Raw genomic sequence first — 23,236 nt, forward strand, 5'->3', positions numbered from 1 at the left:
CACGCTTGGTCCGTTCAACAGGGGACATGCTTCTTGCAGGATATCGACACCAGCACACGACATCTGGACGGGCTGCGCATCGTTGCGGCCAGCGCCGTCGTGATCCTGCATTATTCCGATTACATCAAGGACCTGCCAATTGGTCGCTTCATGGTGGACCACACCTGGCACTTCAATCTGTTCGTCGATCTGTTCTTCGTTATCTCCGGCTTCGTCATTGCCAGCCAGTATCTAGCGAAAGTCGGCTCACCCGCCGCGGTCGGTCGCTTCCTTTGGCGGCGCCTCGCGCGGATCTATCCACTGCATCTGGCAACGCTGGCTTTCTATATCGTGATCGCACTGGCGCTTCATGCGGGCATCGCCAAGACCGACAACCCGGCACGTTATCCGTTCTCGGACCTGCCGGCGCAGTTCCTGCTGCTGCACGCCATCGATGGCGACCGGCTGACCTTCAATTTTCCGAGCTGGTCGCTGTCGGCAGAGTTCTTCTGCTACGTGCTGTTTCCGCTGATGGTGCTGACGATCGCGCGGAGCAGGACGGTGATTGTGGCCCTCGTCGTGCTGCCGCTGCTGGCCAATAGCATCTATGCCGTTGCCATGGGCACCGAGCCCTGGCCGGACTGGATCAACAAGGGCGGCGCCTTCCGCGCTTTGCCTGCCTTCAATCTCGGCATCGCCTGCTGGCTGTTTCGCGACCGGATTGCGCGGCTTCCGGCGATACCGGGCCTGCTGACCACGGCCCTCGTCCTGTTCCTGATCTTCGGCGCGCAGCTTCCGATCATGGCAGCATTGGCGGTCATCTATCTCATCGCTGCACTCGCCATCCATCACGACCTCTCCAGCCAGACCACCCTGTTCTCGCGCCTTGGCTTTGAGCGCTGGTCGTCGCTGACCTATTCCTCTTACATGCTGCATATTCCAGTCGCGACCGTCGTCCTCACGCTGGCAGCACGCTTCCTTGCCCCCGTCATTCCCGGCGGCAAGCTCGCCCTGGTGCCGCTGGCCATCGCCGTTCTTGCCGCCGCCAGCATTCTGTCCCTGCGCTATTTCGAGACGCCCATGCGGCGCGCTCTCAATGAGGCTTATGATCGCCATTTCAGCACGCGAATTGCCGCGGCGACGGTGCCAAGGCAGACGTGAACTGATGGTCAATGCAACGCAGACAATGTCCGGGACGGCGCGGCCGCTGGCTCAAACGAGGACGGCCAGCCGGGACGTGGCCATCGACAGCATGCGCGGCGTCGCCATTCTGATGGTGATCGGCATCCATTCGCTGCAGCAACCGCTCGATGCATCGTGGAAGACCATGCTCGATGCGGCGTTGCGTCCCTGTGTGCCGATCTTCCTGTTCGCATCCGGCTATCTGACCGCTCTGTCGGGCCGCGTTCCACTCGGCAAGCGCGTCATGGCCGCATTGATCCCCTACGCCATCGCTTTCGCTGCGGCCTATCTCTACATGGCGCTGCAGAACCCGGCGATGGATCACCGCCCAACGACAACGGCTGCCCGTTTCGTGCTCGCTTACGTGTTCGTGTATTATTATGTCTTCGTCTATCTCGGCTGTACGCTCATGCTCTGGCTGACCCTATGGTTTGCCCATCGTGTGCCGACCCAAGCCAATGAGCGACTGCGCCTCGTCCTGATGCTCGCCCTCGTCTTCGGACTGATTATCGGCAGCTATGTCGATCCCCTGCTGATACAGCGCGGGCTGTCCGAAGGGCTGATCGAGGAAGTGCGCATGCGTGATATCCCGTTCTGGTTCAGCTTCGTGGCGCTGGGAATGCTGGTCGCCGGATCGACGGCGCGGCTGGCCCTTCCACGGATGCGCCTGACGCTGACCGCGGCGGCACTGCTGGCCTATGTGATCTATGTGGCAGCGAGACTGCTCAAGATCGGCGACGCCGCCGATTATGATTCGATGGCGTTCTTCGGCTATGCCGCTGCGCTCTGCGTCCTGTTGCTCGCACTCGGCATCCGCGCGCCGGTCCTGGCCATGCTCGGGTCCGGCAGCTACTTCATCTATCTCTGGCATATTTTCATTGTCATGGCCTTGCGCGATCATGGCGGACTGCGCCAGTTCGGCCCGGTTGCGGGGACATTTCTGATGTATGCCATCACCGTCGCCTTGAGCCTTGTCGCGTTGCTCGCCGTGCAACGATGGGCGCCGCCGCGCGCGGCCCGCTGGCTCGGAGCCTGACCATGCTACTGAAGCGCACCATCCTTTATCTTCCGGCCCAGATCGTCGGGCCGATGTTCCAGCTGATCGCGATGATCGTGTGGACCCATGTGGTCAACGAGCATACGCTGGGTGTGATCACGCTGATCACGGCAACGCATGAGCTGCTGCAGATCGCGTTCCTCGCCTGGTGGTCGCAATATGCGCTGCGCTTCTTCGGCCGCTATCAGGACGGCGAACAGGCCGAACGCTTCTATCGCACCGAGAATGTCGTCATTCTTGTTTCGCTGGTGCTGCAGAGCGCCGCCGTCATCGGCGTGCTCTATACGGTCATCGCGACTGACACCAACCCGGCGCTGCTCGGCGCCACAATCGCTTATGTCATCAGCCGCTCTCTCAATCTCTATATCGCCGAACGCGCCCGGGTCCGGCACCAGATCGGCGTCTACTCGATCCAGCAGATCGTCGGACCGTCGATCGGCTTCATTCTCGGCCTGGTACTCATCAGGCTGATCGGCCCATCGCCGGAATGGCCGCTGCTGGGCTATGCCGCCGCGCAGCTCTTTGCCGCTTTGGTCGTCCTGCCCCATATCGGCTACAGCCGCCGCCTGTGGCCGATCGATCGCGAGATCATTCGCCATGCGGTGAGCTACGGCATTCCGCTGATCATCGGCGGTGCGCTGGGCTGGGTCGGCCTCAATGCGTCGCGCTTTATCGTCAACGACATGCTCGGCGTCGCCGCCGCTGGTCTTTTTGCCGTCGGTTATGGTCTGGGCCAGCGCGCCGCGGCAGTGGCTGCGATGCTGGTGACGGCAGCGGCTTTCCCGCTGGCGGTCAAGAGCATGGAGCAAGGTGGCAGCAAAGCCGCAATGCGCCAACTTGCCGACAACAGTGCACTGCTCATCGGCATTCTGGCGCCGAGCATTGCGGGCATCTTCCTGCTACGGGCCGAGATCGTGCACCTACTGATCGCCACGCCGTTTCAACAGGTGACGCTGGCAATTCTGCCTCTCTCGGCCCTGGCCGGTTCGATCCGCAACATCCGCGCCCATTTCGGCGATCAGGTGTTTCTCCTGCACAGCAAGACCCAGCTGATGATCGTCGTCTCAAGCATCGACGCACTGGTGACGATCGTGGCGAGCTTCATCTGTATCCACTATTGGGGACTTGTCGGCGCGGCCGGCGCGACAGTGCTGTCCGCCATTGCCGCAGCGCTGGTCAGTTTCATCATCGGTTTTTCGAAATTCGGCCTGACCCTGCCCTGGGCGCATCTCGCCCGCATCGTCCTCGCAACTGGGGCCATGGCGGCACTGCTGACGCAACTGCCCGAAGCGCCCAACCATGTCTTGCTGGCAGCACATGTCGCCGCAGGCGCGGCGATCTACGTGTTGGTCCTTGCCATCCTTTACGGGCCGACGTTGCTTCGGATGCTGCGCCGGCAGCCGCAACTTTCGGAGCTCTAATGTCGTGAAATCGTCACGACCGTTTGGCGGTCTCCAGCGCACGGGCCATTGCGTACCACAGCGGCTTTTTCTGCATGTTCTCATCGAACGGCAGCGGCCGTGGCAGTCGTTCTGCGAGAGGATTCTTCTTTCTCGCGGCGTCCGTATAGAATGAATAGTGATCGGACAGCTGCCACGCGATCACGGCCTTGACCGCCGGGACCTGTAGCACCGTCTCGAGGAATTTCCCGCCGGTCTCCGCAATCATCTTGTCGCGCGTGGCTACATCATCGGGGAACGTGTCGTCGCGGACATCGAATTCGGTGATGTAGATGTCGACCTTGCGTTCGGCGAGCGCGTGGACGAATTCCAGAAACCGCTGAGGATCATGCGGATAGCGCGGCTGCAAGTGGCCCTGTAGACCGACGACATCAAGCCGGACACCGGCGTGCTGCAACTCATCGACCAGACGCAACAATCCGGCGCGCACCGCGAGACCGACATCATCATCGCGTTCCGCCTGTGCCTCATTGAGCACAAGTTTAGTCTTCTTATCCACAGCACCGGCCCGCGCGAAGGCGCGCCTGATATAATCAGTGCCAAAGGCATCGTACCACGGGCCAAGGCGATAGCCGCCGGGTGCCTTGTGACCGGGCCAGAACGGCTCATTCACGACGTCCCATGACTGCAATTGGCCGGCATAGCGCCCGGCGACTTCATCGATATAACTATCGAAGAAGGCCTGTCGCTCGGAATTGCTCATGGACTTGATCCACTGCGGAACCCATTCGTTCCAGATCAGACAATGACCGCGCATGGGAATGCGATTGCTCGCACAAAATTGTAGCAATCGATCGGCGCTCTCGAATCGCTTCGGACCCGCCATCGGCGCAAGCGTGCCCATTTTCAGAGCGATGTCCGTCGTTATAATTTTCGTCTGTGTTGTGTAAAGCTCACGATATCCGACATCCTTGTCGATCACCGGCCCCGCAGCCGCGCCAAACATCAAACCATTTTTTGCCGCAATTGTACCAAGGCTCTGCATTTGAGTCGCGCCGAGTGCATGTTGTTGCATAGCGACTGTCGCGCCGGCGATGACTGCGAGCGACTTTCTCCTTGAACATTCGAACATATCCACTCTCCATCGATTCAAAATCGTGACTGCTATCTTTTCCATATTGCGCGACAGCATCGCCATCGTTGCGTCGCAATAGTTCGTTTTGATGTCCATGACGTCGGGGAGATGATTTTCGACTCACTTTTCTTTGCTGCATCGGCAGCAAGCAGGTGTGCACTTCGTTCAAGCGTACCTCGGCTACATCGTCATCAGGGGACCGACATGTCGAAGACGCAGGCGCCACACGCCAAAAATCTCACCGTTGACGGAGTCACCGTGAACGTTTCATCGCTCGATGAAGCCGTTTTATCGATCGTAGAAGCGGCCGAACGCGGCGATAACTTCAGTGTATGCACGCTCAATCTCGATCATGTCGTACATCTGCAACAAAAGCCCGACTTTCGCGCGGCCTACCGGCGCGCACGCTTCGTGACTGCGGATGGCTTTCCGATCGTCGTTCTCAGTCATCTGCTCGGCAAACCTATTTCACGAACAACCGGTGCTGATCTTGCCGCTCCCTTGTGCGAAGCTGCAGGCAAGAAGGGGCTTCCCATCTTTCTGTTCGGTTCCGACAGGCCAACGCTGGACAAGACTGCAGCAGAATTGCGCAAACGATATCAGGGCTTGCAGATCGTCGGCACCTTCGCGCCTGGTCGCAACTTCGAGGCCTATTCAGCGGAAGCCGATACAGCGATTGCACAGATCCGCGCATCCGGTGCAAAGCTCTGCTTCCTCGCGCTGGGCGCGCCACGACAGGAAGTGTTTGCGTCGCGCTGTATCGATGAGTTGGACGGGACGGGCTGCCTGTGTTTCGGCGCGGCGCTGGACTTCATCGCAGGTACACAGGTTCGCGCACCGATGTTCACCCAACGTGCCGGTCTCGAATGGGCCTGGCGCATGTTGCGGGATCCGCGCCGCCTTGCGCCCCGTTACGCACGCTGCGCTGCCGCCGTGCCACGTTTGATCGCCAGTACGCTTCCACAAATCCTGAACGCTCGCATGAGGAAAGCCGCATGACCTCGACACTCACTCTGGGTCTTCGCGCCCGGAACGCCGCGCCGGCCAAGCAACGCTACCAGATCTGCCTCATCCACCCGTTCGATCCGCGCGGCCAGAAGGTGGGTGGGCTAGAGACCTATATCCGCGACTTCATCACATTCCATCCCACGGACACGGACATCCTGTTCGTCGGCGTGGATTCGATCGGCGACCTCAAGCTCGGCGAAGTGCGACGGCTGACTTTCCGCGGGCGCGACTTCGACTTTCTCCCGATCCTGCACTACTCCGACCAACAGGCCCGAGAGGCCGCGCGCACCATCCGCTCGTCACTGACCGGCCAGTTCTTCATGGCGTTGCTGCGCTATTTCGGCCCGGTCTCGCGGTTAATCCGCGAGCGCGGCTGCACAGTCGATCTTCGCCGTGTCGAATTCTCGTGGCTGCCGACGCTGCTGCGCCGCCCCTTCATCCAGATGCTGCATGGCGAGGGCGCCCCGAAGCTGCAAATGGATTCGCTCCTGAAGAAATATTCGTTCGTGCACAATATCGGCGAGCGTTTCGCGGTCACGACCAGCGCAAAATTTCTGTGCGTGAATCCGTTCATCACCGAACGGCTGCAAAAGACCTATCCCGACCAGAGCGGCAAGATCGATACGCTATGGACCTGGGTCAACACCGACATCTTCAAGCCACAGCCATTTCCGGCGATGACCGAGCCGTTCCGGATCATCTTCGCGGGGCGCCTTGACGAGTTCAAGGATCCGCCGTTGATGTTCAGCACCATCGCCCGCCTGCGCGAGCGGCTGCATGGCCATCTCGAATTCCATTATATCGGGACCAGCGATCCGCATCGCTTTGCCGAATTCGCCGCGATCGAAGACATCACCATCCGGCACGGCTTCAAGGACGCTGTCGGCATGGCCGCAACACTGGCCAATGCCCATGCAGGCATCCTGACGTCGGAATTCGAGGGCATGCCGCGCTGCGTGCTCGAGACGCTTGCCGTCGGCCGCCCGGTCGTCGCCGTGCACCTGCCGCAGCTGGAATCGGTGATCCATGATGGCGAGAGTGGCTATCTCATTTCCCGCAGCTCATCTCGCGACGAGATGATCGAGAACGTGGCCCAACGTTTCCTCGATACCCGCGATGCGATCGGCACGGGCGAAATCAACCCGGTGCAGGTTGCCAGCGCGATCGATAATTTCACACCAGCAACACAGCTGGCGCGCGTCTTTACCTATCACCAGGACATCCAGAATGCGCGCAACATGACGATGACGCCCTCCGCGGCACACTGAGGTTATTTGTGAATATCCTGTTGCTATCGAGCGAATATGCTCCCGCACGCGGCGGGATAGGCACCTACGCCCACGAGATCGCATTGGCCGCAACGCAGCTCGGCGCGCGGGTGACGCTGGTCGCTCCCGATTACGCACAGGATATGTCAGCCGACGATCGCGCCATGCCCTTCGCAATCCACCGCTTCAGCGGCGGATTGCATTCGGCGCGTGATCTGCCTGCCAAGATCATGCTGGCGCGCAGCCGGATCGGTACGGCCCCGTTCGATGTGGTGCATGCCGCCGACTGGCCCTTCTTCATTCCGGTCGCACTCGCGCGCGGCCGCACGCCGGCCCGAATGCTGATGACCGTGCACGGTACAGAGATCAATGAGACTCAGACGCCACTGAAGCGACTGGCGATCCGCTTCAGTGGCGTGTTCGGGCCGCGCACCGAGGTCGCTGCCAATAGCAACTTCACACGCGAGCTGTTTCGCAAAAGATTCACGATCGACGAACGCCGCATCCATGCCATTCGCCTTGGCGTCTCCGATTTCTGGTCGGGCCGGCGTAGCGACCGCGCTGCCACGCGTGCGATCTATGACATTGCGCCCGACCGGATCGTCATGGTCACTGTGGCGCGGCTCACGCGGCGCAAGGGACACCACCTCACACTCGCCGCACTCGCGCAGCTTCCTGACGAATTACGTCAGCGCGTCACCTGGCTGGTCATCGGTCCGCAGGGAGAGGCTGACTATGTCGATGAGCTTCGCGGCATGATCGCGGCGTCCGACTGCGACGTCAGGCTGCTCGGCGCGCTATCGAATGAGGAAATTCGCGACATCTACGGTGCGGCGGACTTCTTTTGCCTGACCGGTGTGCCGGATTCATCCGGCCGCGTCGAAGGCTTCGGTCTCGTCTATCTCGAGGCCGGTGCCACGGGTCTGCCGAGCGTCGCAAGCAATATCGGAGGTGTGCCCGATGCGGTGCTCGCCGGCCAGTCTGGCCTTCTGGTCGCTCCCCGCGTCGACATGATCACCCATGTGATCCGGCAACTGGCCGAGGACGATGAGCTGCGGGCGCGCCTCGGCGCCGGTGCCGCCGCACATGCGCGAGATCTGTCGTGGGAACGCTGTGCCGCAGAAACCTATGGTTTGAAGCGGCCATCGCCATCCGAGGATGCCTTGCAGACGGGATCGGAGCTGAGGGCATCGGCATGAAACAGCTCGCTGCCATCATCACACTGCTCGTGCTCACCGCAAGCACCGCGCATGCCGACAATTGCAACAAGAGCCGGGAGTATCTGCTCGGCGGCCTTGCAGGCGATCTCACGATGCCGCCACAGGCCTATGAAGGCCTATTCAAGGTCTGCACCGCGACGGCGACGATGCCAAACGTCAAAGATGCCTACATCCTGAAGGATGGGGCCATCGCGGTGATTCCGAAACAGGACACGGTAGCCGCCACCGCGGCGACGCTGTCGCGATTCTGCGACGCCAACCCCAGAGCCACGCTACGCTTCATCTCCGCCAAGGAACTCGTGCTAACGAAATCGACATCGGGCATTGTGCAGATGTCGTCAGGCTCCGCAACATCGTGTAAGAAGATCAAGGGTCTCACCTGAGCCAGAGGGAAATGCCGCCATGCTGAAGCGCATCTTTCGCTCCTCGTCCGAGACATTCCGGACACGCTCGCCGGAACGCGATCGCATCACCGATGAACGGCTGGTTCTTGCCATTGCGGCGACCATCGACTCCGGCCTGCGCAGTGCAGAATACGAGCATGACGGCCTGAAGCGTCGACTGGAAGACGTCATCTCCATCGCCGCAATTGTCGGCGGTAACGAGATCGAGGACGTCAACAGCCAGTCGGACCCACGGGCGGAACTCCTGCAGAAATCGGACGACGAGATTCGCATCGGCGAAGCACGGCTGCGGACGCTCGAAAACAATATCGAGCATTTCAGATCGCTGAAGCGGGACCTGAGACGGCGTTTCCCGGGCATCAATCTCGATGCCGCCGAGCCGGCGCCGAAATAGCGGTTTTCCACCGATCAAGACCAGCCGATCAAGATTCGACCGACCAGCACGCCATGCGCGGGTCAGTGACGCCACGACACGCTTCACGGTGATCGATGCCTCGTAGCCGAGTTCGATGCGATCGGGCATACTGATCGTGTAAATGCTATCCCTCACCTCGTCGCCGGCCACCACCCGTACCGTGATCGGCCCCGCCTGCCTCAATCCCGCCCCAGGGCTTCGCCCAAGGGGCGACCGGAGTATCTGCTTCCATGACTAATCGCGCCGACGCCATTGCCGCCAGGATCGAGACCTTCATCCGCGCCGAAGTCATCCCCTATGAGAAAGATCCGCGGACAGGTGCTCACGGCCCGAGCGACGAACTGGTGCAAGAGCTGCGCGACAAGGCCCGCAAGTCCGGCGTGTTGACCCCGCATATTCTTGCGGATGGGTCGCATCTGACGCAGCGCGAAACGGCAAAGGCCCTGATCAAATCCGGTCTTTCGCCGCTGGGTCCGCTTGCCTGCAACACGATGGCGCCCGATGAGGGCAATATGTACCTGCTCGGCAAGGTCGGCACAGCCGAACAGAAGACGCGTTTTCTGGAACCGCTGGTGTCGGGCAAAGCACGTTCGGCATTCTTCATGACCGAGCCGGCAGACGAAGGCGGCGCCGGCTCCGATCCGTCGATGATGCAGACCACCTGCAAACTCGATGGCAATCACTGGGTCATCAACGGGCGGAAGAAGTTCATCACCGGCGCGGAAGGCGCCAAGGTCGGTATCGTCATGGCGAAGTCCGATGACGGCGCCTGCATGTTCCTCGTCGATCTGCCCGATCCTGCGATCCGCACCCTGCGCGTGCTGGATACGATCGACAATTCGATGCCCGGCGGCCATGCAGAGATCGAGATCGAAAACCTGCGTGTCCCGGCAGACCAGATGCTTGGCGCGTCAGGCGACGGTTTCAAATACGCACAGATCCGCCTCAGCCCGGCGCGCCTGTCGCATTGCATGCGTTGGCTGGGTCTTGCGATCCGCGCCAACGAGATCGCGACCGACTATGCCTGTCGTCGCCATGCATTCGGAAAGGCCCTGATCGATCATGAAGGCGTCGGCTTCATGCTGGCGGAAAACCTGATCGACATCAAACAGTCGGAACTGATGATCGACTGGTGCGCCGACGTGCTCGACACCGGCTCGCTCGGCACGGCCGAAAGCTCGATGGCCAAGGTCGCCGTATCGGAAGCGCTGATGCGGATCGCCGACCGTTGCGTGCAGGTGATGGGCGGCACCGGCGTTTCCGGCGAAACCATCGTCGAACAGGCCTTCCGCGAGATCCGCGCCTTCCGCATCTATGACGGCCCGACCGAAGTCCACAAATGGTCGCTCGCCAAGAAGATCAAGCGCGACTGGAAGACGGAACAGCAATGACGCGCACGGCAAAAGCCGTCGCTGTTTGATCGAGCGCTGCGACCATTCAGGGATGGCGTCAGGAGGTCGATGGCCATCCTGAGGCGGCGCGCGGGCGCCGAAATTGCCAGACGCCTCGCTTGAGACAGCCCCCCATCAGCAACCCTGCCCTGAAACTGCTGACCGACAGGTCAATGATGTTCTCTCGTACAAGCCATTCCGAGAAAAACTCTCCTGCATTCACCGCGGTACCAGCAGGCTTCTTCCGAACATGACGCCATCGCGTCTACGTGCTGGACGCTTTGCTTGATTTCCTGAAGTGTAGTTGCAACTTCTCCAAAGCGCACACTTATGCCGCATCAGCAGGCACCGAAGAGACATATCATGAAGACAGCAAGATTTCTGCACGTCGGCGCGCTCGCATTGGGCTTTGTCGCGGCGACTATGCAAGGCGTTCGCGCCGAGACGGCCCAGCTCCGCATCGCGCAGCAGTTCGGGATCGCCTATCTCCCGCTCATCGTCGCGAGCGAACGAGGCTTGATCGAGGACGAGGCCAAGGCGCTTGGCATCACACCGCCGAAGATCGAATGGCTGCGACTCTCGGGCGCCGCATCGATGAATGAAGCTCTGATTTCCGGCGGGCTGGATTTCGCCACCGCTGGCATCACGCCGATGATCCTGACCTGGGACAAGACACGGACCACCGCCAAGATCATCGGCGTCGCCGCCTTGGGATCGATGGCCAATATCCTGACCACCAACAACCCGAACATCAAGACACTCGCCGACTTCACCGAGAAGGACCGCATCGCGCTGCCGTCAGTCAAGGTCGGCTTCCAGCCGATCGTGCTGCAGATGGCCGCCGACAAGGCGTTCGGAAAATACGACAAGCTCGACGAACTCACCGTCAGCATGCCGCATCCGGACGCAACGGCGCAGATCCTGTCGGGTCGCTCCGAGATCACGGCACACTTCACCTCGCCGCCGTTCTCGCAACAGCAACTCGCCAGCGGAAAAGTGCACCAGGTGCTGAACAGCTACGATGTGCTCGGCGGCCCGCATACATTCAACGTGGTTTATGCAACCACCAAATTCGTGAACGACAATCCGAAGACGATCCAGGCCTTCGTGCGCGGCCTCGACCGCGCCAATGACTGGATCAAGGCCAATCCGAAGGAAGCCACTGCGCTTTACATCAAGGCGGAAAACTCGAAGCTTACGCCTGATTTCGTCGAGAGCATCATCCGCGACAAGAACATCAACTTCACCACGATTCCCGAAGGTGCGCAGAAATTCGCCGACTTCGAAGCCAAGGTCGGCCTCATCAAGCAGACACCGGCCTCGTGGCGGGATCTGTTCTGGTCCGGCCTGGGCGAAAAGCCGGGAAGCTGACGTGAACGTCGCGCCGCGATCGGCTGACTTCATCGGTGACGCCGTAACGGCGCCGCTGCTGGCGCTGGATCATGTCAGTATCAGCTATCCCACCCGCGACGGCATCCTCACGGCTGTCGAGGATGTCAGCTTCACACTGTCGGCCAGCGAGCGGCTGGTGCTGCTCGGCCCGTCCGGCTGCGGCAAGTCCACGCTGCTGCGTACCGTCGGCGGTTTTTTGAAGCCCAGCGCCGGCGAGATCCGGCTACACGGGCGGCGCATCGATGCGCCTGGCCCCGATCGTATGACGGTGTTTCAGGAATTCGACCAGTTGCTGCCGTGGCGCACGGTGCTGGGAAATGTCCGCTACGCGCTGCAACGCGGCAAGTCGCTGCCGCGCCCGCAGGCCGAAGAGGTGGCGCGCCACTGGCTCAGCCGCGTCGGGCTGAAGAATTTCGTCGACGCCTATCCGCATACGCTGTCAGGCGGCATGAAGCAGCGCGTCGCCATCGCCCGTGCCTTCGCGCTCGAGCCTGCATTACTCTTGATGGACGAGCCGTTTGCGGCACTGGATGCGCTGACGCGCCGGAAAATGCAGGACGAACTGCTGAAGCTGTGCGAGGAGACCGGCAGTACAACCCTGTTCGTCACCCATGGCATCGACGAGGCAATCCGCGTCGGCACCCGCATCCTCGCACTAACGCCGCATCCCGGCCGGCTGGCCGCGACATTCGACGTGCCGCCCGACACCCGCATCCGCGGCACCGCGCGCTTCGCCGAGCTGGAACGACAGATCCAGCAGAGCATGTTCGCCGATCCGGAAACCGAACATGTCTGATATTGCTGCGCCGAAACTGGTGCGCGCGCCCGCTTTACAGCGCGCCTTCGCCGGTACACCCTGGCGGCGCGCCGTCATCCTCGCCGGCTTCGCGCTGATCTGGGAGCTTTATGCGCGCTGGCTCGACAACGCGCTGCTGCTGCCGACCATGGGCGCAACTTTGTCGGCGCTGTGGGCAGCTATCGTCTCCGGTGAACTGCCGGACCGCACCCTGACGTCGCTGCGCGTCCTGATCACCGGTTATGCGCTGGGCGTCGCCGTCGCCGCGATCCTTACCACCCTCGCCGCGCTGTCACGCTGGGGCAACGAAGCGCTCGGGCTGCTGACATCCATGTTCAATCCGCTTCCCGCCATCGCGCTGCTGCCCGTTGCATTGCTGTGGTTCGGCATCGGTACGCCGAGCCTGATCTTCGTCATCGTCCATTCGGTGCTGTGGCCGGTGGCGCTGGCCTGCTATGGCGGCTTCCTCGCCGTGCCGCCAACGCTGCGGATGGCAGGTCGCAATCTCGGCCTGTCCGGCGGTCGTTTCGTCGTGGAGATCCTGGTGCCTGCGGCGTTCCCGCAAATACTGTCGAGCCTGCGGATCGGCTGGGCCTTCGCATGGCGGACCTTGATCGCTGCCGAACTCGTGTTCGGCGTCAGCGCGCGCTCCGGCGGTCTCGGCTGGTTCATATACACCAGCCGTGCACAGTTGGAGACGGCCAGCGTGTTCGCGGGACTGCTGACGGTGATCCTGATCGGCCTCGTCGTCGAAGGAGTCATCTTTCGTACATTGACGCGGATCACGGTGGAGCGCTGGGGCCAGGAGCAGGCCTGAGCGAGCAATCTGCGGCGGCAATACCGGAAGCACAACGTTCTCCGAATGGCGGCATTGTGCAGAGCGATCAACCCATGATCGTCCTGGTTTTTGGAATTCCCCAGATCGCCTGCTTGGGACTCTAATGCGTCATCAGTGATGGCGCCTTTCACGCCCCAATGCAGGACAACGACAATGCATGCCAGACGAATGATCTTGAAAGCCGCCATCGCCATGGGTCTCGGCGTGGCTGTCGTCTCCGCTCCCACGTTGATCGGTTCCGGATCAGCACACGCGCAGGAGAAGACCGTCCGGATTGGCTTCCAGAAATACGGCAAGCTGGTTCTGCTGAAGAGCAAAGGCAGCCTTGAGCCACGCCTGAAGGCACTTGGCTGGAACATCAAGTGGACGGAGTTTTCGGCAGGCCCCGCGCTGCTGGAAGCCATCAATGTCGGCGCGCTCGATTTCGGCAACACCGGCGAGGCGCCGCCGATCTTCGCGCAGGCCGCTGGCGCACCGATCCGCTACGTCGCCTACGAGCCGCCAGCGCCGAAGGGCGAAGCGATCCTGGTGCCGAAAGGCAGTCCGATCAAATCGGTCGCCGAGCTGAAGGGCAAGAAGGTCGCACTCAACAAGGGCTCCAACGTTCACTATCTCCTCGTCAAGGCGCTGGAGAAAGCCAACGTCAAATATTCCGACATCACCCCGGTGTTCCTGGCGCCGGCTGACGCGCGCGCGGCGTTCGAGCGCGGTGCCGTGGATGCCTGGGTGATCTGGGACCCGTTCCAGGCGGCCGCTGAAGCCGCGATCGAGGCGACGGTTCTCGCCGACGGCACCGATACCGTGTCGAACTACCAGTTCTATCTGTCATCGCAGAAATTCCTGGAATCCGATCCCAAGGTGGTCGATGCGATTCTCGAAGGCCTGCGGGAAGTCGACGACTGGGCCAAGACAGACATCAAGGCCGTGGCCGAACAGTTGAGCCCGTCGGTCGGCCTGCCGGTTCCTGTACTGGAGGTCGCGCTCAAGCGGCAGGCCTACGGGATCAAGCCGATTGATCGCAAGGTCATCACCGAGCAGCAGCAACTGGCCGATACGTTTCTCGCACTCGGACTGATCCCGAAAGCCATTGCCGTAGCCGACGCCGCCGGGACACCCGCACCATGACCGCAGTCGACGACGCTCTCAAGATTCTCTGGTTCCTGCCGACCAGCGGCGATGGTCACTATCTCGGAACCACGGCCGGTGCGCGCGATGTCGATTTCGACTATCTGCGGCAGATTGCGCGTGCCGCGGACAAGCTCGGCTATTACGGGGCCCTGCTCCCGACCGGGCGCAATTGCGAAGACTCCTGGGTCATCGCATCGGCCATCGCGCCGTGGACGGAACGATTGCGCTATCTCGTCGCCGTGCGCCCCGGACTGCAGTCGCCCACGGTGGCGGCGCGCATGACTGCCACGCTGGATCGCCTGACCAACGGACGGTTGCTCATCAACATCGTGACGGGCGGCGATGCCGTCGAGAACAAGGGCGATGGCGTCTTCCTCAATCACGACGAACGCTATGAAGTCACCCGTGAATTTCTGAATGTTTACGCGCGGGAGCTCGCCGGCGAAGCCGTCACTGTCGCGGGCAAACACATCACGGTCGAAGACGGTCGTATCCTCTATCCACCGATCCAGACACCTCATCCGCCGTTCTATTTTGGCGGTTCGTCGGATGCCGGCATCGATGTCGCCGTCGATACCGTCGACAAATACCTGACCTGGGGCGAGCCCCCGGCCCAGGTCGCGGAGAAGATCGCACGCGTGCGCGGGATTGCCGAGCAGCGCGGCCGCAAGATCACGTTCGGCATTCGGCTGCATGTCATCGTCCGCCATACCAACGAGGCCGCATGGAAGGCCGCCGACGAACTGATCGAGCATCTTACCGACGACACGATCGCATCCGCGCAGCAAATTCTCGGGCGAATGGATTCCGTCGGCCAGCAGCGCATGTCGCAATTGCACGGCGGCCGGCGCGACCGGCTCGAGGTCAGCCCGAATCTGTGGGCCGGCGTTGGCCTTGTGCGCGGCGGCGCCGGCACGGCGCTGGTCGGCGATCCCGCCACCGTCGCCGCACGCATCCGCGAATATCAGGACCTCGGCATCGATACGTTCATCCTGTCCGGCTATCCGCATCTCGAAGAGGCCTATCGCTTTGCCGAACTGGTGTTTCCGCTGCTGTCGCTGCAACAAACCAGCAATGTCCGGCAGTTCCGCGCCAATACCGGACCGTTCGGAGAACCGCTCGCCGATCACCGCCGGACGACAGCAAAAGTTTGACGCGCCGCCGGTCTTGATCCCAGCGGTGCAATGACGCCGCGGCATCTGGAGGACACCACATGACCAAGCAGATTCGCCTCAACGCGTTCGCCATGAACTGCGTGGCGCACCAGTCGCCCGGCCTGTGGACGCATCCCGACGATCGCTCCGGCGACTATAATCGCCTGCCCTACTGGCTCGATCTCGCGCGAACGCTGGAACGCGGACGGTTCGACGGACTGTTCCTTGCAGATGTGCTCGGCGTCTACGACGTGTTCGGCGGCAATCCGGACGCGGCATTGCGCAATGCCGCACAGGTGCCGGTCAACGACCCGCTACTGCTGGTGTCGGCGATGGCCGCCGTCACCGAGAATCTCGGCTTCGGCGTGACCTGTACGCTGTCTTACGAGCCGCCCTATCCATTCGCGCGCCGGATGTCGACCCTCGATCACCTCACCGATGGCCGTATCGGCTGGAACATCGTTACCGGCTATCTCGACAGCGCCGCCAAGGGCATGGGCAAGGCCAGCCAGAACGCCCATGACGACCGCTACAACGTCGCCGAAGAATACATGGAAGTCGTCTACAAGCTGTGGGAAGGCAGCTGGGAAGACGACGCCGTACAGCGCGACAAGGCGCGCGGCATCTTCACCGAGCCGTCGCGTGTTCACCGCGTCCAGCATTATGGCGAGAACTACACACTCGACGCCATCCATCTCTCCGAGCCGTCACCGCAGCGAACGCCGGTGCTCTATCAGGCCGGAACGTCGCTGCGCGGAAAACTGTTCGCCGCGCAACACGCCGAATGCGTGTTCATGTCCGGTCCGTCCGCAAAGGTGATCGCGCCGCGCGTCGCTGCGATCCGCGCGCTTACGGCAGAGACAGGGCGCGCCCCGTCGGAAATCCTGATGTTCAGCATGATGACGGTGATCCTCGGCCGCACCGAGGAGGAAGCCGCCGCGAAACATACGGAGTATCGTCGCTACATCAACCATGAGGGCGCCCTGACGCTGATGTCCGGCTGGACCGGCGTCGATTTCTCGACCTATGACCTCGACCAAAAGGTGGAGCACGTCCACAACGAGGCCGGCCGCACGGCGATGGACAATATCACCCGCGCCGATCCCGATCGCACCTGGACGGTGCGCGAGGTGGCCGAGCATGTCGGCATCGGCGGCATCGGGCCAATCGTGGTCGGAACGCCCGAACAGGTGGCTGACGCCATCGAGGACTGGGTCGCGCAGACCGACGTCGATGGTTTGAACCTCGCCTTCGCGATCTCGCCGGGCAGCTTCGAGGACATCGTCGATCTGCTGGTTCCGGAACTGACCCGGCGCGGCATCTACAAGAGTGCCTATGCGCCCGGCACGCTTCGCGAAAAACTGTTCGGTGCCGGTCGCGCACGGCTGCAGGCGCCGCATCCAGCCTCCTCGTTCCGCCCCGCGCTGCCAGCCGCTATCGCCGCGGAGTAACGGCCGAACGACTCGACGTCGGCCTCCGGCTCGGGCTGGCATCAAAGCAGCAGAGGGATCGACGCATGCGGGACGCTCTGATCATTCCGGGCCTTCACGGCTCACCGGACGGCCACTGGCAGACCCTGTTGCAGAGCCATACGCCATTTGCGCGCCGCGTCGAGCAGGACGACTGGGACGCGCCTGTGCTCGATCGCTGGGTGGAGCGGCTTCTGTCGAGCGCGGATGCCAATCCCGGCGCGATCGCAGTCGCCCACAGTCTTGGCTGTATCCTCATTGCCCATGCAGCGTTGCGGGTGCCGGACATCAAAATCGGCGGCGCACTTCTGGTCGCACCGGCCGATGTGGAAACGAACACCGACGCATTCCCGCAATTGCGCAACTTTGCACCGATGCCGACGACATCCCTGCCGTTTCCGAGCATTGTCGTTGCCAGCAGCAACGATCCCTTCATGTCACTGCAGCGGGCGCGCATGCTGGCCGAGAGCTGGGGCTCGGACTTCGTCAATATGGGCGATGCCGGCCACATCAATATCGCGTCGGGCTATGGCGCGTGGCCGGCCGCGCACCACCTGGTCGATGCACTGGCAGCAAAAGCCGAGACGGCACAGCACCCGCCACGGCCATTCCGAAACCGCACGACCGGCAAACGGGTGCCGGCGTCGTAGAGTGTTTCAAGCCGTCTTGTCGTTCCGTTCAAACCGATCGTGCCGTCGAAAGACCAGCTATCGCCGCATTGGCAGACGAACGCACGAAGGCACTCTCGATGGCGGGGATCGATGACAGCAAGGCCCTGGTATAGTCATCGGCCGGGTTGGAAAAGACCTGATCGACCGGTCCGGCTTCGACGATCCGCCCGCGGTGAAACACCAGCACCCGATCGGCGATATGCTGGACGACGCCCAGATCGTGAGAAATGAAAAGCAGCGCTGTACCGAGGCGCGCCTGCAGCTCGCTCAGCAGATCCAGCACCTGCGCCTGGATCGAAACATCCAGCGCCGATACCGGCTCGTCGCACACGATGATGTCCGGCTCCGCTGCCAGTGCACGTGCAATGGAGACACGCTGCCGCTGGCCGCCCGACAGCGACCGCGGAGTGCGACCGAGATGACCGGCGTTCAGCCCGACCTGCTCGAGCAGCGCGACGATGCGGTCGCGCTTTTCGCGCGCATCACCGGCCAGGTTTTCGGCGATCACATCAGCGACCCGGTAGCGCGGATCGAAACTGCTGAGGGCATCCTGCGGGATATATTGCAGCCTTGCGCGCAGCGCGCGCCGCTCGGCCTCCGCCACCCCGGACCACGGCTGCCCAAGCAGGCGCACCTCGCCCTCATCCGGCGCGAGCAGTCCGAGCACGATCTTGGCGCAGGTCGACTTGCCCGAACCGGACTCGCCGACAATGCCGACAACCTCGCCGGCCTTCATAGCAAAACTGACCCGATCCAGCGCCGGAAGCGGCGGCTCGCGGCCAGACATCCGCCGCGATACGTATCGCTTCGATATGCCGTCCACCTGCAGCACCACGGCGTCATCCGATGGCTTGCGGGCCGGAAGCGGCTCGCGGACGATGATAGACCCGTTGGTGCTGCCGCCTTCGGCGCCGGCGACGTCAAACCGGGCGGAGGCGAGCAGATGTCCTTTTGAATCAGCGGATGGGATCGCAGCAAGAAGCTGGCGCGTATAGGGATGGCGCGGACGGCGCAAGACATCCGCCGTAGCTCCACTGTCCACGATGCGGCCGTCGCGCATCACAATCACCCGATCGGCGATTCCAGCCACGACAGCGAGATCGTGGCTGATCAACAGCAGCCCGGCGCCTTCCCGCACGCGCTCGGCCAATACGGCGAGCACCTGCGCCTGGACGGTGACGTCCAGCGATGTGGTCGGTTCGTCTGCGATGATGAGATCTGGATCAGCTGCAATGGCCGACGCAATCAGTGCGCGCTGGCGTAAACCGCCCGAGAGTTGATGCGCATATTGTGTAGCTCGATGTTCGGGATCGGGAATGCCGACCTTGCGGAGCACATCGGTGACACGTGCGGCAACTGTGTGTCGCCCACGTAACGTCCGATGCGCGGAGAGCACCTCGCCGACTTCCTGGCCGATGGTGCGTAGCGGATCCAGCGACACCAGCGCATCCTGCATGACAAGGCCGGTGACCGTGCCGCGCAGCTTGCGCCAGTCGGTTTCGCGAAACTGCAACGCATTGCGGCCCTTGATCTGGAATCGATCAGCGTCGACCTCGGCCCCATCGCCGGACAGGTTGAGCAGGCTGCGTGCGGTGATGCTCTTGCCCGATCCGGACTCGCCGACCAAAGCCACGCATTCGCCGCGGCGGATCGTCAGGTCGAAGTTCCGGACGATAGGCACGCCGCCATTGGCGCCGGCAAAGCCGATCGAGAGGCCCTCGATGTCGATCAGCAGATCATCGGGCTGTGGAATGACCAGATATGGTTTGTCCGTCATGCCAGCCGTCCTTCGAACCGTTTCTGGATGGCATTGCCGACCAGCGTGAAGGCAATCACCGTCAGCGTGATGGCGAGTCCGGGAAATACGCCCGGCCACCACGCCACGCGCAGCACATCGCGGCTCTCCGCCAGCATCACGCCCCATTCCGGCGTCGGAGGTTGCGGGCCGAGCCCCAGAAAGCTGAGGCCCGACACCGCGAGGATCGTATTGCCGATATAGACCGTCGCGATCACCGGCACCGCGACCAAGACATTCGGCAGCACGTGGCGGATGAAGATCTGCCAGCGACCGAGGCCATAGACGACGGCATGCGTCACGTAATCGGCATCGCGCACCAATTGCGTTTGGGCACGGATCACGCGACCGAATTTCGGGATGCCGGCAATGCCCACGGCAATGGCGATGTTGAGCATACCCTGCCCCAGAAACGTGACCACCAGCATCGCCAGCAGCACGCCGGGGAATGACGACAGCACGTCGAACACGCGCGACGTCGCCTCGTCGAGGAAGCGGTTGCGCTGTCCGGCGAGAATGCCAAGCACGATGCCGAAGGCCAGACTGATCGCCATGCCGCCGAGCCCGATCAGGAGCGAATAGCGCGTGCCGTGGATGGTCCGCGCGAACACGTCGCGGCCGAGCCGGTCGGTGCCGAACAGATGCTCCCAGCTCGGCGGCTTCAGCCCCAGCGCATAATCCCCGATCAGCGGATCGAACTGGGTGAAGGCGCGTGGGAATGTCGCGGCCAGCAGCAGCACGAACAGAAACGCCAGAGAGATCGCAAGGCCCGGCGACAACAATCGCGGCGCGATCACGGCCGCCGTCGTCACTGGTTCCACCGCACCGGGCGGATTGACCTGCGGGTCGAGCGCGACGGACAAGTCCGCGAGCGAACGCGTTTGAATGTTCATTGCGCCCTCAGTCGCGGATCGATCAGCAGATACAGGATGTCGAGCACGGTCGAGGCTGCGACATGGATGAAAGCGGCCAGCAGCACCACGGCCAGCACCACCGGCACATCATGGGTCAGCACGGCGCCGAGCGTCACGGTGCCGAGACCCGGACGCCCGAAGACTTTCTCCGTGATCACAGCGCCGCCGAGCAGTCCGCCGATCAGCCAGCCACCCAGCGTCACCGCCGGCAGCAGGGCATGCCGGAGCACATGGCGCGCGCGGATCACGAGCTCGCCGACGCCACGCGAACGCACCGTAGTGACGAAGGGCTGATCGAGCGTCTTTTCCATCGCCTCACGCAGCACCTGCGCGAGGAGGCCCGCCGTCGGCAGTGCCAGTGTCAGCGACGGCAGCACAATCGACTGCCAGCCACTGGCCCCGGACACCGGAAACCAGCGCAGCGTGAACGAGAACGCCATCAGCAGCAGAATGCCGAGCCAGAACACCGGCGTCGATGCGAACACCAGTTCCAGAAAGGATGCGATCTGGCGCGAGATGCGACCACGCCCTGCCGTCAGCAACGCGAGCGCGATCGCAATGATGATCGCCAGTATGCCCCCGAGCAGCGCGAGCTGCACCGTCGGCATCAGTTGCGATCCCACGACCTCGGTGACGGGCTGACGCAGCACATAGGACGTGCCGAAATCGCCCTGCAGGATGCGCAGAAGAAAATCCAGGTACTGCGCGGGCAGACTGCGATCGAGCCCCCACTCCGCCGCAATCGCCTCGCGCAGCCCTGGATATTCCAGATCGCCCGCCAGGATATCCTGGATGCGCCCCGGCAAGGCGTGCAGCGCCAAGAATGCCGCCGTCACACTTGCCCAGGCCACCACGAGACTTGTGAGCAATCTGGAAATGATACGAGACCACATGATCTCGTCTACTTCGCCAGCCAGAAGTCATAGGCGCTCGACGGCGAGTCCAGACCCGCCTCGAAGCTCAGCCCGTTGACGTTGTTCTTCGCCGCTAGAAACCAGCTCGGAGCGAACATCGGCACGATGAAGGCCTGATCGACGCCGAGCTTCTGGATTTCATCGGTGAGGGCACGCTTCTTCGTCACATCGGTCGAGCGCAGCGCTTCATCGATCAGACCCGTGATCTGAGGATCCGGATTGGCGATGTTGGAATACAGAAACCCTTTGGAGCCGAGCATGTCCCACAACTCCCGCGCGGGATCCGATGGATTGTCGGTGTTCGGATAGATCGTCCAGTTGCCATTGGCGTTGTTCTTGGCATATTCGCCGGCGGTGATGATGCGCAGGTTGAGATCGAATCCGATATTCTTGCGCAGCGCGGCCTGGATGCCCTGGATCAACACTTCGCGGTTGTCGCGGACGTAAGGCTGCGGATAGCCGACGTCGATCTTCAGGCGTACGCCGTTCTTGGTGCGGAAGCCTTCGGCGTCGCGGCCGGTCCAGCCGGCTTCGTCGAGCAGCTTGTTGGCACCCGCGATATTGTTGCCCCATGCACCGACCAACGCCTTGTTATAGGCCGGGTTGGCCGGGCCGATGATGGACCATGCTCGCGGCACCGTACCGAGATAGACCTGCTTGACCAGCGGCTCGAGATCGAAGCCGTCTCGCAGCGCGCGCCGGACCCGCACGTCATCCGCAGGCGGAATGGTGTAGTTGATGTTGAACGTGAATGACGTGCTGGCGCCGGACGGGCCGGTCAGCAATTTGAACTCGGCCTGATCCGCAAACAGCGCCACATCGGTCGGCTGCACGCCTTCGATCAGATCGACCTGTCCCGACGTCAGCGCGCCGGCCCGCACCGCGGCCTCCGGCAGGAACCGCAGCGTCACGCGATCGAGATAGGCCGGGCCGGTACGCGCGGCGTAACTCGGTCCCCACTTGTAATCCTTGTTGCGGACGAACACCGCCGACTGGCCGCGGCTGTAGCGCTCGAACACGAATGGTCCGCTGCCCGCCAGAAGCGGCCCACCGCCGCACAGGTCGCCCTTGGCGAGGGCCTTTGGCGAGATGATGCCCAGTTTGACGTTGGACGTGGACTCCAGGAACGTCGAATCCGGCTGCGTCAGGATCAATTTGACGACATAGGGCGACACGACTTCGGCCCGGTCGAAATATTGCAGCAGCGCGACTGCATTGGTGGCGTTTTCCGGCTTCTTGACGAAATCGTAATTCGCCTTCACCGCCGCCGCGTCGAACTTCTCGCCGTCGTGGAAGACGACGTCCTCGCGCAGCTTGTACGTATATTCCTTGCCGTCCGGCGAGATCGACCACTCAGTCGCCAGCCATGGCGCGAAGGTGCCGTCGGTCTTCTTGCCAACCAGCGAGTCGATATAGTTGCGCGCCACGAAAAATGCAGCCTGCTGCGAGGCGCGATGCGGATCGAAGCAGCTCGGCTCGGTCGCAACGCCCCATGTGATGGCACCGCCGGAAACCGGCTTGCCTTCCTGCGCCTGCGCAAGCTGTCCGCCCAGCATGACCGACGCGATGACGATCGCAGTGCGTGGCGAAATACTAATCTTCCTCATTGGGGACCGTCCGTTGGTGTTTTTCACTACCAACCGCAGCAGCAACGTCTCGCATTTTCTGAAGTGATCGATGGCATGGAGTTGCCACTTCATCTGAGC

General features: G+C 62.3%; 21 protein-coding genes. 16 read left to right on the forward strand and 5 right to left on the reverse strand.

The genetic code is table 11. The annotated features are described in order from the left end of the window. The first annotated feature begins 33 nt into the window (after nucleotides 1-33). The 3 genes from AC1DUY_RS17245 to AC1DUY_RS17255 all read left to right on the forward strand — a co-directional run bounded on the left by AC1DUY_RS17245 (nucleotide 34) and on the right by AC1DUY_RS17255 (nucleotide 3,639). Nucleotides 34-1,140 carry an acyltransferase family protein gene (locus AC1DUY_RS17245; protein WP_478115797.1) on the forward strand — a complete coding sequence of 369 codons (1,107 nt, stop codon included), beginning with the start codon at nucleotides 34-36 and terminating at the stop codon, nucleotides 1,138-1,140. Between the two features lie 76 nt (nucleotides 1,141-1,216). Beyond that, nucleotides 1,217-2,197: an acyltransferase family protein gene (locus tag AC1DUY_RS17250; protein WP_478115799.1), complete on the forward strand. Its 981-nt coding sequence runs from the start codon at nucleotides 1,217-1,219 to the stop codon at nucleotides 2,195-2,197. Nucleotides 2,198-2,199: 2 nt separating this feature from the next. After that, entirely contained in the window at nucleotides 2,200-3,639 is a 1,440-nt protein-coding gene (locus tag AC1DUY_RS17255; RefSeq protein WP_478115801.1) for an oligosaccharide flippase family protein, read from the forward strand. A gap of 13 nt (nucleotides 3,640-3,652) precedes the next feature. Here AC1DUY_RS17255 and AC1DUY_RS17260 read toward each other — a convergent pair whose 3' ends face one another. Continuing rightward, nucleotides 3,653-4,849 carry an endo-1,4-beta-xylanase gene (locus AC1DUY_RS17260; RefSeq protein WP_478115803.1) on the reverse strand — a complete coding sequence of 399 codons (1,197 nt, stop codon included), beginning with the start codon at nucleotides 4,847-4,849 and terminating at the stop codon, nucleotides 3,653-3,655. A gap of 12 nt (nucleotides 4,850-4,861) precedes the next feature. On the opposite strand from AC1DUY_RS17260, the gene AC1DUY_RS17265 reads away from it, so the two are divergent. From AC1DUY_RS17265 to AC1DUY_RS17325, 13 genes are all read left to right on the forward strand, one after another. Continuing rightward, nucleotides 4,862-5,752: a WecB/TagA/CpsF family glycosyltransferase gene (locus tag AC1DUY_RS17265; RefSeq protein ID WP_439057515.1), complete on the forward strand. Its 891-nt coding sequence runs from the start codon at nucleotides 4,862-4,864 to the stop codon at nucleotides 5,750-5,752. Beyond that, nucleotides 5,749-7,029 (forward strand): glycosyltransferase, encoded by a 1,281-nt coding sequence (locus tag AC1DUY_RS17270; RefSeq protein WP_478115806.1) that lies wholly within the window; start codon nucleotides 5,749-5,751, stop codon nucleotides 7,027-7,029. The genes AC1DUY_RS17265 and AC1DUY_RS17270 overlap by 4 nt, the downstream gene beginning before the upstream one ends. An 8-nt stretch (nucleotides 7,030-7,037) precedes the next feature. Continuing rightward, the gene (locus tag AC1DUY_RS17275; RefSeq protein ID WP_093759189.1) at nucleotides 7,038-8,228 is read left to right on the forward strand and encodes a glycosyltransferase family 4 protein; all 1,191 of its coding nucleotides are present in this window, start codon (nucleotides 7,038-7,040) and stop codon (nucleotides 8,226-8,228) included. Continuing rightward, nucleotides 8,225-8,632, forward strand: a complete 408-nt coding sequence (locus AC1DUY_RS17280; protein WP_231077799.1) for a hypothetical protein — start codon at nucleotides 8,225-8,227, stop codon at nucleotides 8,630-8,632. The genes AC1DUY_RS17275 and AC1DUY_RS17280 overlap by 4 nt, the downstream gene beginning before the upstream one ends. A gap of 19 nt (nucleotides 8,633-8,651) precedes the next feature. Beyond that, nucleotides 8,652-9,047, forward strand: coding sequence for a hypothetical protein (locus tag AC1DUY_RS17285; RefSeq protein ID WP_116664041.1), 396 nt, complete (start codon nucleotides 8,652-8,654; stop codon nucleotides 9,045-9,047). A gap of 251 nt (nucleotides 9,048-9,298) precedes the next feature. After that, on the forward strand, nucleotides 9,299-10,459 hold the full coding sequence (locus AC1DUY_RS17290; RefSeq protein ID WP_478115807.1) for an acyl-CoA dehydrogenase family protein: 1,161 nt from the start codon (nucleotides 9,299-9,301) through the stop codon (nucleotides 10,457-10,459). 363 nt (nucleotides 10,460-10,822) lie between these two features. Beyond that, the gene (locus AC1DUY_RS17295) at nucleotides 10,823-11,830 is read left to right on the forward strand and encodes an ABC transporter substrate-binding protein (RefSeq protein WP_478115808.1); all 1,008 of its coding nucleotides are present in this window, start codon (nucleotides 10,823-10,825) and stop codon (nucleotides 11,828-11,830) included. 1 nt (nucleotide 11,831) lies between these two features. Further along, nucleotides 11,832-12,647, forward strand: a complete 816-nt coding sequence (locus AC1DUY_RS17300) for an ABC transporter ATP-binding protein (protein ID WP_478115809.1) — start codon at nucleotides 11,832-11,834, stop codon at nucleotides 12,645-12,647. After that, the gene (locus AC1DUY_RS17305) at nucleotides 12,640-13,464 is read left to right on the forward strand and encodes an ABC transporter permease (protein WP_478115810.1); all 825 of its coding nucleotides are present in this window, start codon (nucleotides 12,640-12,642) and stop codon (nucleotides 13,462-13,464) included. Before AC1DUY_RS17300 ends, AC1DUY_RS17305 begins: the two co-directional genes overlap by 8 nt. A gap of 213 nt (nucleotides 13,465-13,677) precedes the next feature. Then, entirely contained in the window at nucleotides 13,678-14,610 is a 933-nt protein-coding gene (locus AC1DUY_RS17310; RefSeq protein ID WP_439064577.1) for a sulfonate ABC transporter substrate-binding protein, read from the forward strand. Beyond that, entirely contained in the window at nucleotides 14,607-15,767 is a 1,161-nt protein-coding gene (gene ssuD / locus AC1DUY_RS17315) for an FMNH2-dependent alkanesulfonate monooxygenase (protein ID WP_478115811.1), read from the forward strand. The genes AC1DUY_RS17310 and ssuD overlap by 4 nt, the downstream gene beginning before the upstream one ends. A 59-nt stretch (nucleotides 15,768-15,826) precedes the next feature. After that, nucleotides 15,827-17,218, forward strand: a complete 1,392-nt coding sequence (locus tag AC1DUY_RS17320; RefSeq protein ID WP_478115813.1) for an LLM class flavin-dependent oxidoreductase — start codon at nucleotides 15,827-15,829, stop codon at nucleotides 17,216-17,218. A 65-nt stretch (nucleotides 17,219-17,283) separates the two neighbouring features. Continuing rightward, the gene (locus tag AC1DUY_RS17325; protein ID WP_478115814.1) at nucleotides 17,284-17,886 is read left to right on the forward strand and encodes an RBBP9/YdeN family alpha/beta hydrolase; all 603 of its coding nucleotides are present in this window, start codon (nucleotides 17,284-17,286) and stop codon (nucleotides 17,884-17,886) included. 28 nt (nucleotides 17,887-17,914) lie between these two features. Here AC1DUY_RS17325 and AC1DUY_RS17330 read toward each other — a convergent pair whose 3' ends face one another. The 4 genes from AC1DUY_RS17330 to AC1DUY_RS17345 are packed head-to-tail and all read right to left on the reverse strand — an operon-like array spanning nucleotide 17,915 to nucleotide 23,137. Further along, nucleotides 17,915-19,684 (reverse strand): dipeptide ABC transporter ATP-binding protein, encoded by a 1,770-nt coding sequence (locus AC1DUY_RS17330; protein ID WP_478115816.1) that lies wholly within the window; start codon nucleotides 19,682-19,684, stop codon nucleotides 17,915-17,917. Beyond that, the gene (locus tag AC1DUY_RS17335) at nucleotides 19,681-20,595 is read right to left on the reverse strand and encodes an ABC transporter permease (RefSeq protein WP_093759199.1); all 915 of its coding nucleotides are present in this window, start codon (nucleotides 20,593-20,595) and stop codon (nucleotides 19,681-19,683) included. Before AC1DUY_RS17335 ends, AC1DUY_RS17330 begins: the two co-directional genes overlap by 4 nt. After that, nucleotides 20,592-21,509, reverse strand: coding sequence for an ABC transporter permease (locus tag AC1DUY_RS17340; protein WP_478115819.1), 918 nt, complete (start codon nucleotides 21,507-21,509; stop codon nucleotides 20,592-20,594). The genes AC1DUY_RS17335 and AC1DUY_RS17340 overlap by 4 nt, the downstream gene beginning before the upstream one ends. A gap of 8 nt (nucleotides 21,510-21,517) precedes the next feature. After that, entirely contained in the window at nucleotides 21,518-23,137 is a 1,620-nt protein-coding gene (locus AC1DUY_RS17345; protein ID WP_478115821.1) for an ABC transporter substrate-binding protein, read from the reverse strand. Between the last annotated feature and the right edge of the window lie 99 nt (nucleotides 23,138-23,236).

Source organism: Tardiphaga sp. P4_G1 (assembly GCF_056401215.1).

What these genes read in the sequence shown, in the direction of transcription:
- AC1DUY_RS17255 (WP_478115801.1), top strand. Translation starts at nt 2,200, where the DNA reads ATGCTACTGAAGCGCACCATCCTTTATCTTCCGGCCCAGATCGTCGGG.
- AC1DUY_RS17260 (WP_478115803.1), bottom strand. Translation starts at nt 4,849, where the DNA reads ATGGACATCAAAACGAACTATTGCGACGCAACGATGGCGATGCTGTCG.
- AC1DUY_RS17265 (WP_439057515.1), top strand. Translation starts at nt 4,862, where the DNA reads ATGATTTTCGACTCACTTTTCTTTGCTGCATCGGCAGCAAGCAGGTGT.
- AC1DUY_RS17270 (WP_478115806.1), top strand. Translation starts at nt 5,749, where the DNA reads ATGACCTCGACACTCACTCTGGGTCTTCGCGCCCGGAACGCCGCGCCG.
- AC1DUY_RS17280 (WP_231077799.1), top strand. Translation starts at nt 8,225, where the DNA reads ATGAAACAGCTCGCTGCCATCATCACACTGCTCGTGCTCACCGCAAGC.
- AC1DUY_RS17285 (WP_116664041.1), top strand. Translation starts at nt 8,652, where the DNA reads ATGCTGAAGCGCATCTTTCGCTCCTCGTCCGAGACATTCCGGACACGC.
- AC1DUY_RS17290 (WP_478115807.1), top strand. Translation starts at nt 9,299, where the DNA reads ATGACTAATCGCGCCGACGCCATTGCCGCCAGGATCGAGACCTTCATC.
- AC1DUY_RS17295 (WP_478115808.1), top strand. Translation starts at nt 10,823, where the DNA reads ATGAAGACAGCAAGATTTCTGCACGTCGGCGCGCTCGCATTGGGCTTT.
- AC1DUY_RS17305 (WP_478115810.1), top strand. Translation starts at nt 12,640, where the DNA reads ATGTCTGATATTGCTGCGCCGAAACTGGTGCGCGCGCCCGCTTTACAG.
- AC1DUY_RS17310 (WP_439064577.1), top strand. Translation starts at nt 13,678, where the DNA reads ATGGGTCTCGGCGTGGCTGTCGTCTCCGCTCCCACGTTGATCGGTTCC.
- ssuD (WP_478115811.1), top strand. Translation starts at nt 14,607, where the DNA reads ATGACCGCAGTCGACGACGCTCTCAAGATTCTCTGGTTCCTGCCGACC.
- AC1DUY_RS17320 (WP_478115813.1), top strand. Translation starts at nt 15,827, where the DNA reads ATGACCAAGCAGATTCGCCTCAACGCGTTCGCCATGAACTGCGTGGCG.
- AC1DUY_RS17325 (WP_478115814.1), top strand. Translation starts at nt 17,284, where the DNA reads ATGCGGGACGCTCTGATCATTCCGGGCCTTCACGGCTCACCGGACGGC.
- AC1DUY_RS17330 (WP_478115816.1), bottom strand. Translation starts at nt 19,684, where the DNA reads ATGACGGACAAACCATATCTGGTCATTCCACAGCCCGATGATCTGCTG.
- AC1DUY_RS17335 (WP_093759199.1), bottom strand. Translation starts at nt 20,595, where the DNA reads ATGAACATTCAAACGCGTTCGCTCGCGGACTTGTCCGTCGCGCTCGAC.
- AC1DUY_RS17340 (WP_478115819.1), bottom strand. Translation starts at nt 21,509, where the DNA reads ATGTGGTCTCGTATCATTTCCAGATTGCTCACAAGTCTCGTGGTGGCC.
- AC1DUY_RS17345 (WP_478115821.1), bottom strand. Translation starts at nt 23,137, where the DNA reads ATGAGGAAGATTAGTATTTCGCCACGCACTGCGATCGTCATCGCGTCG.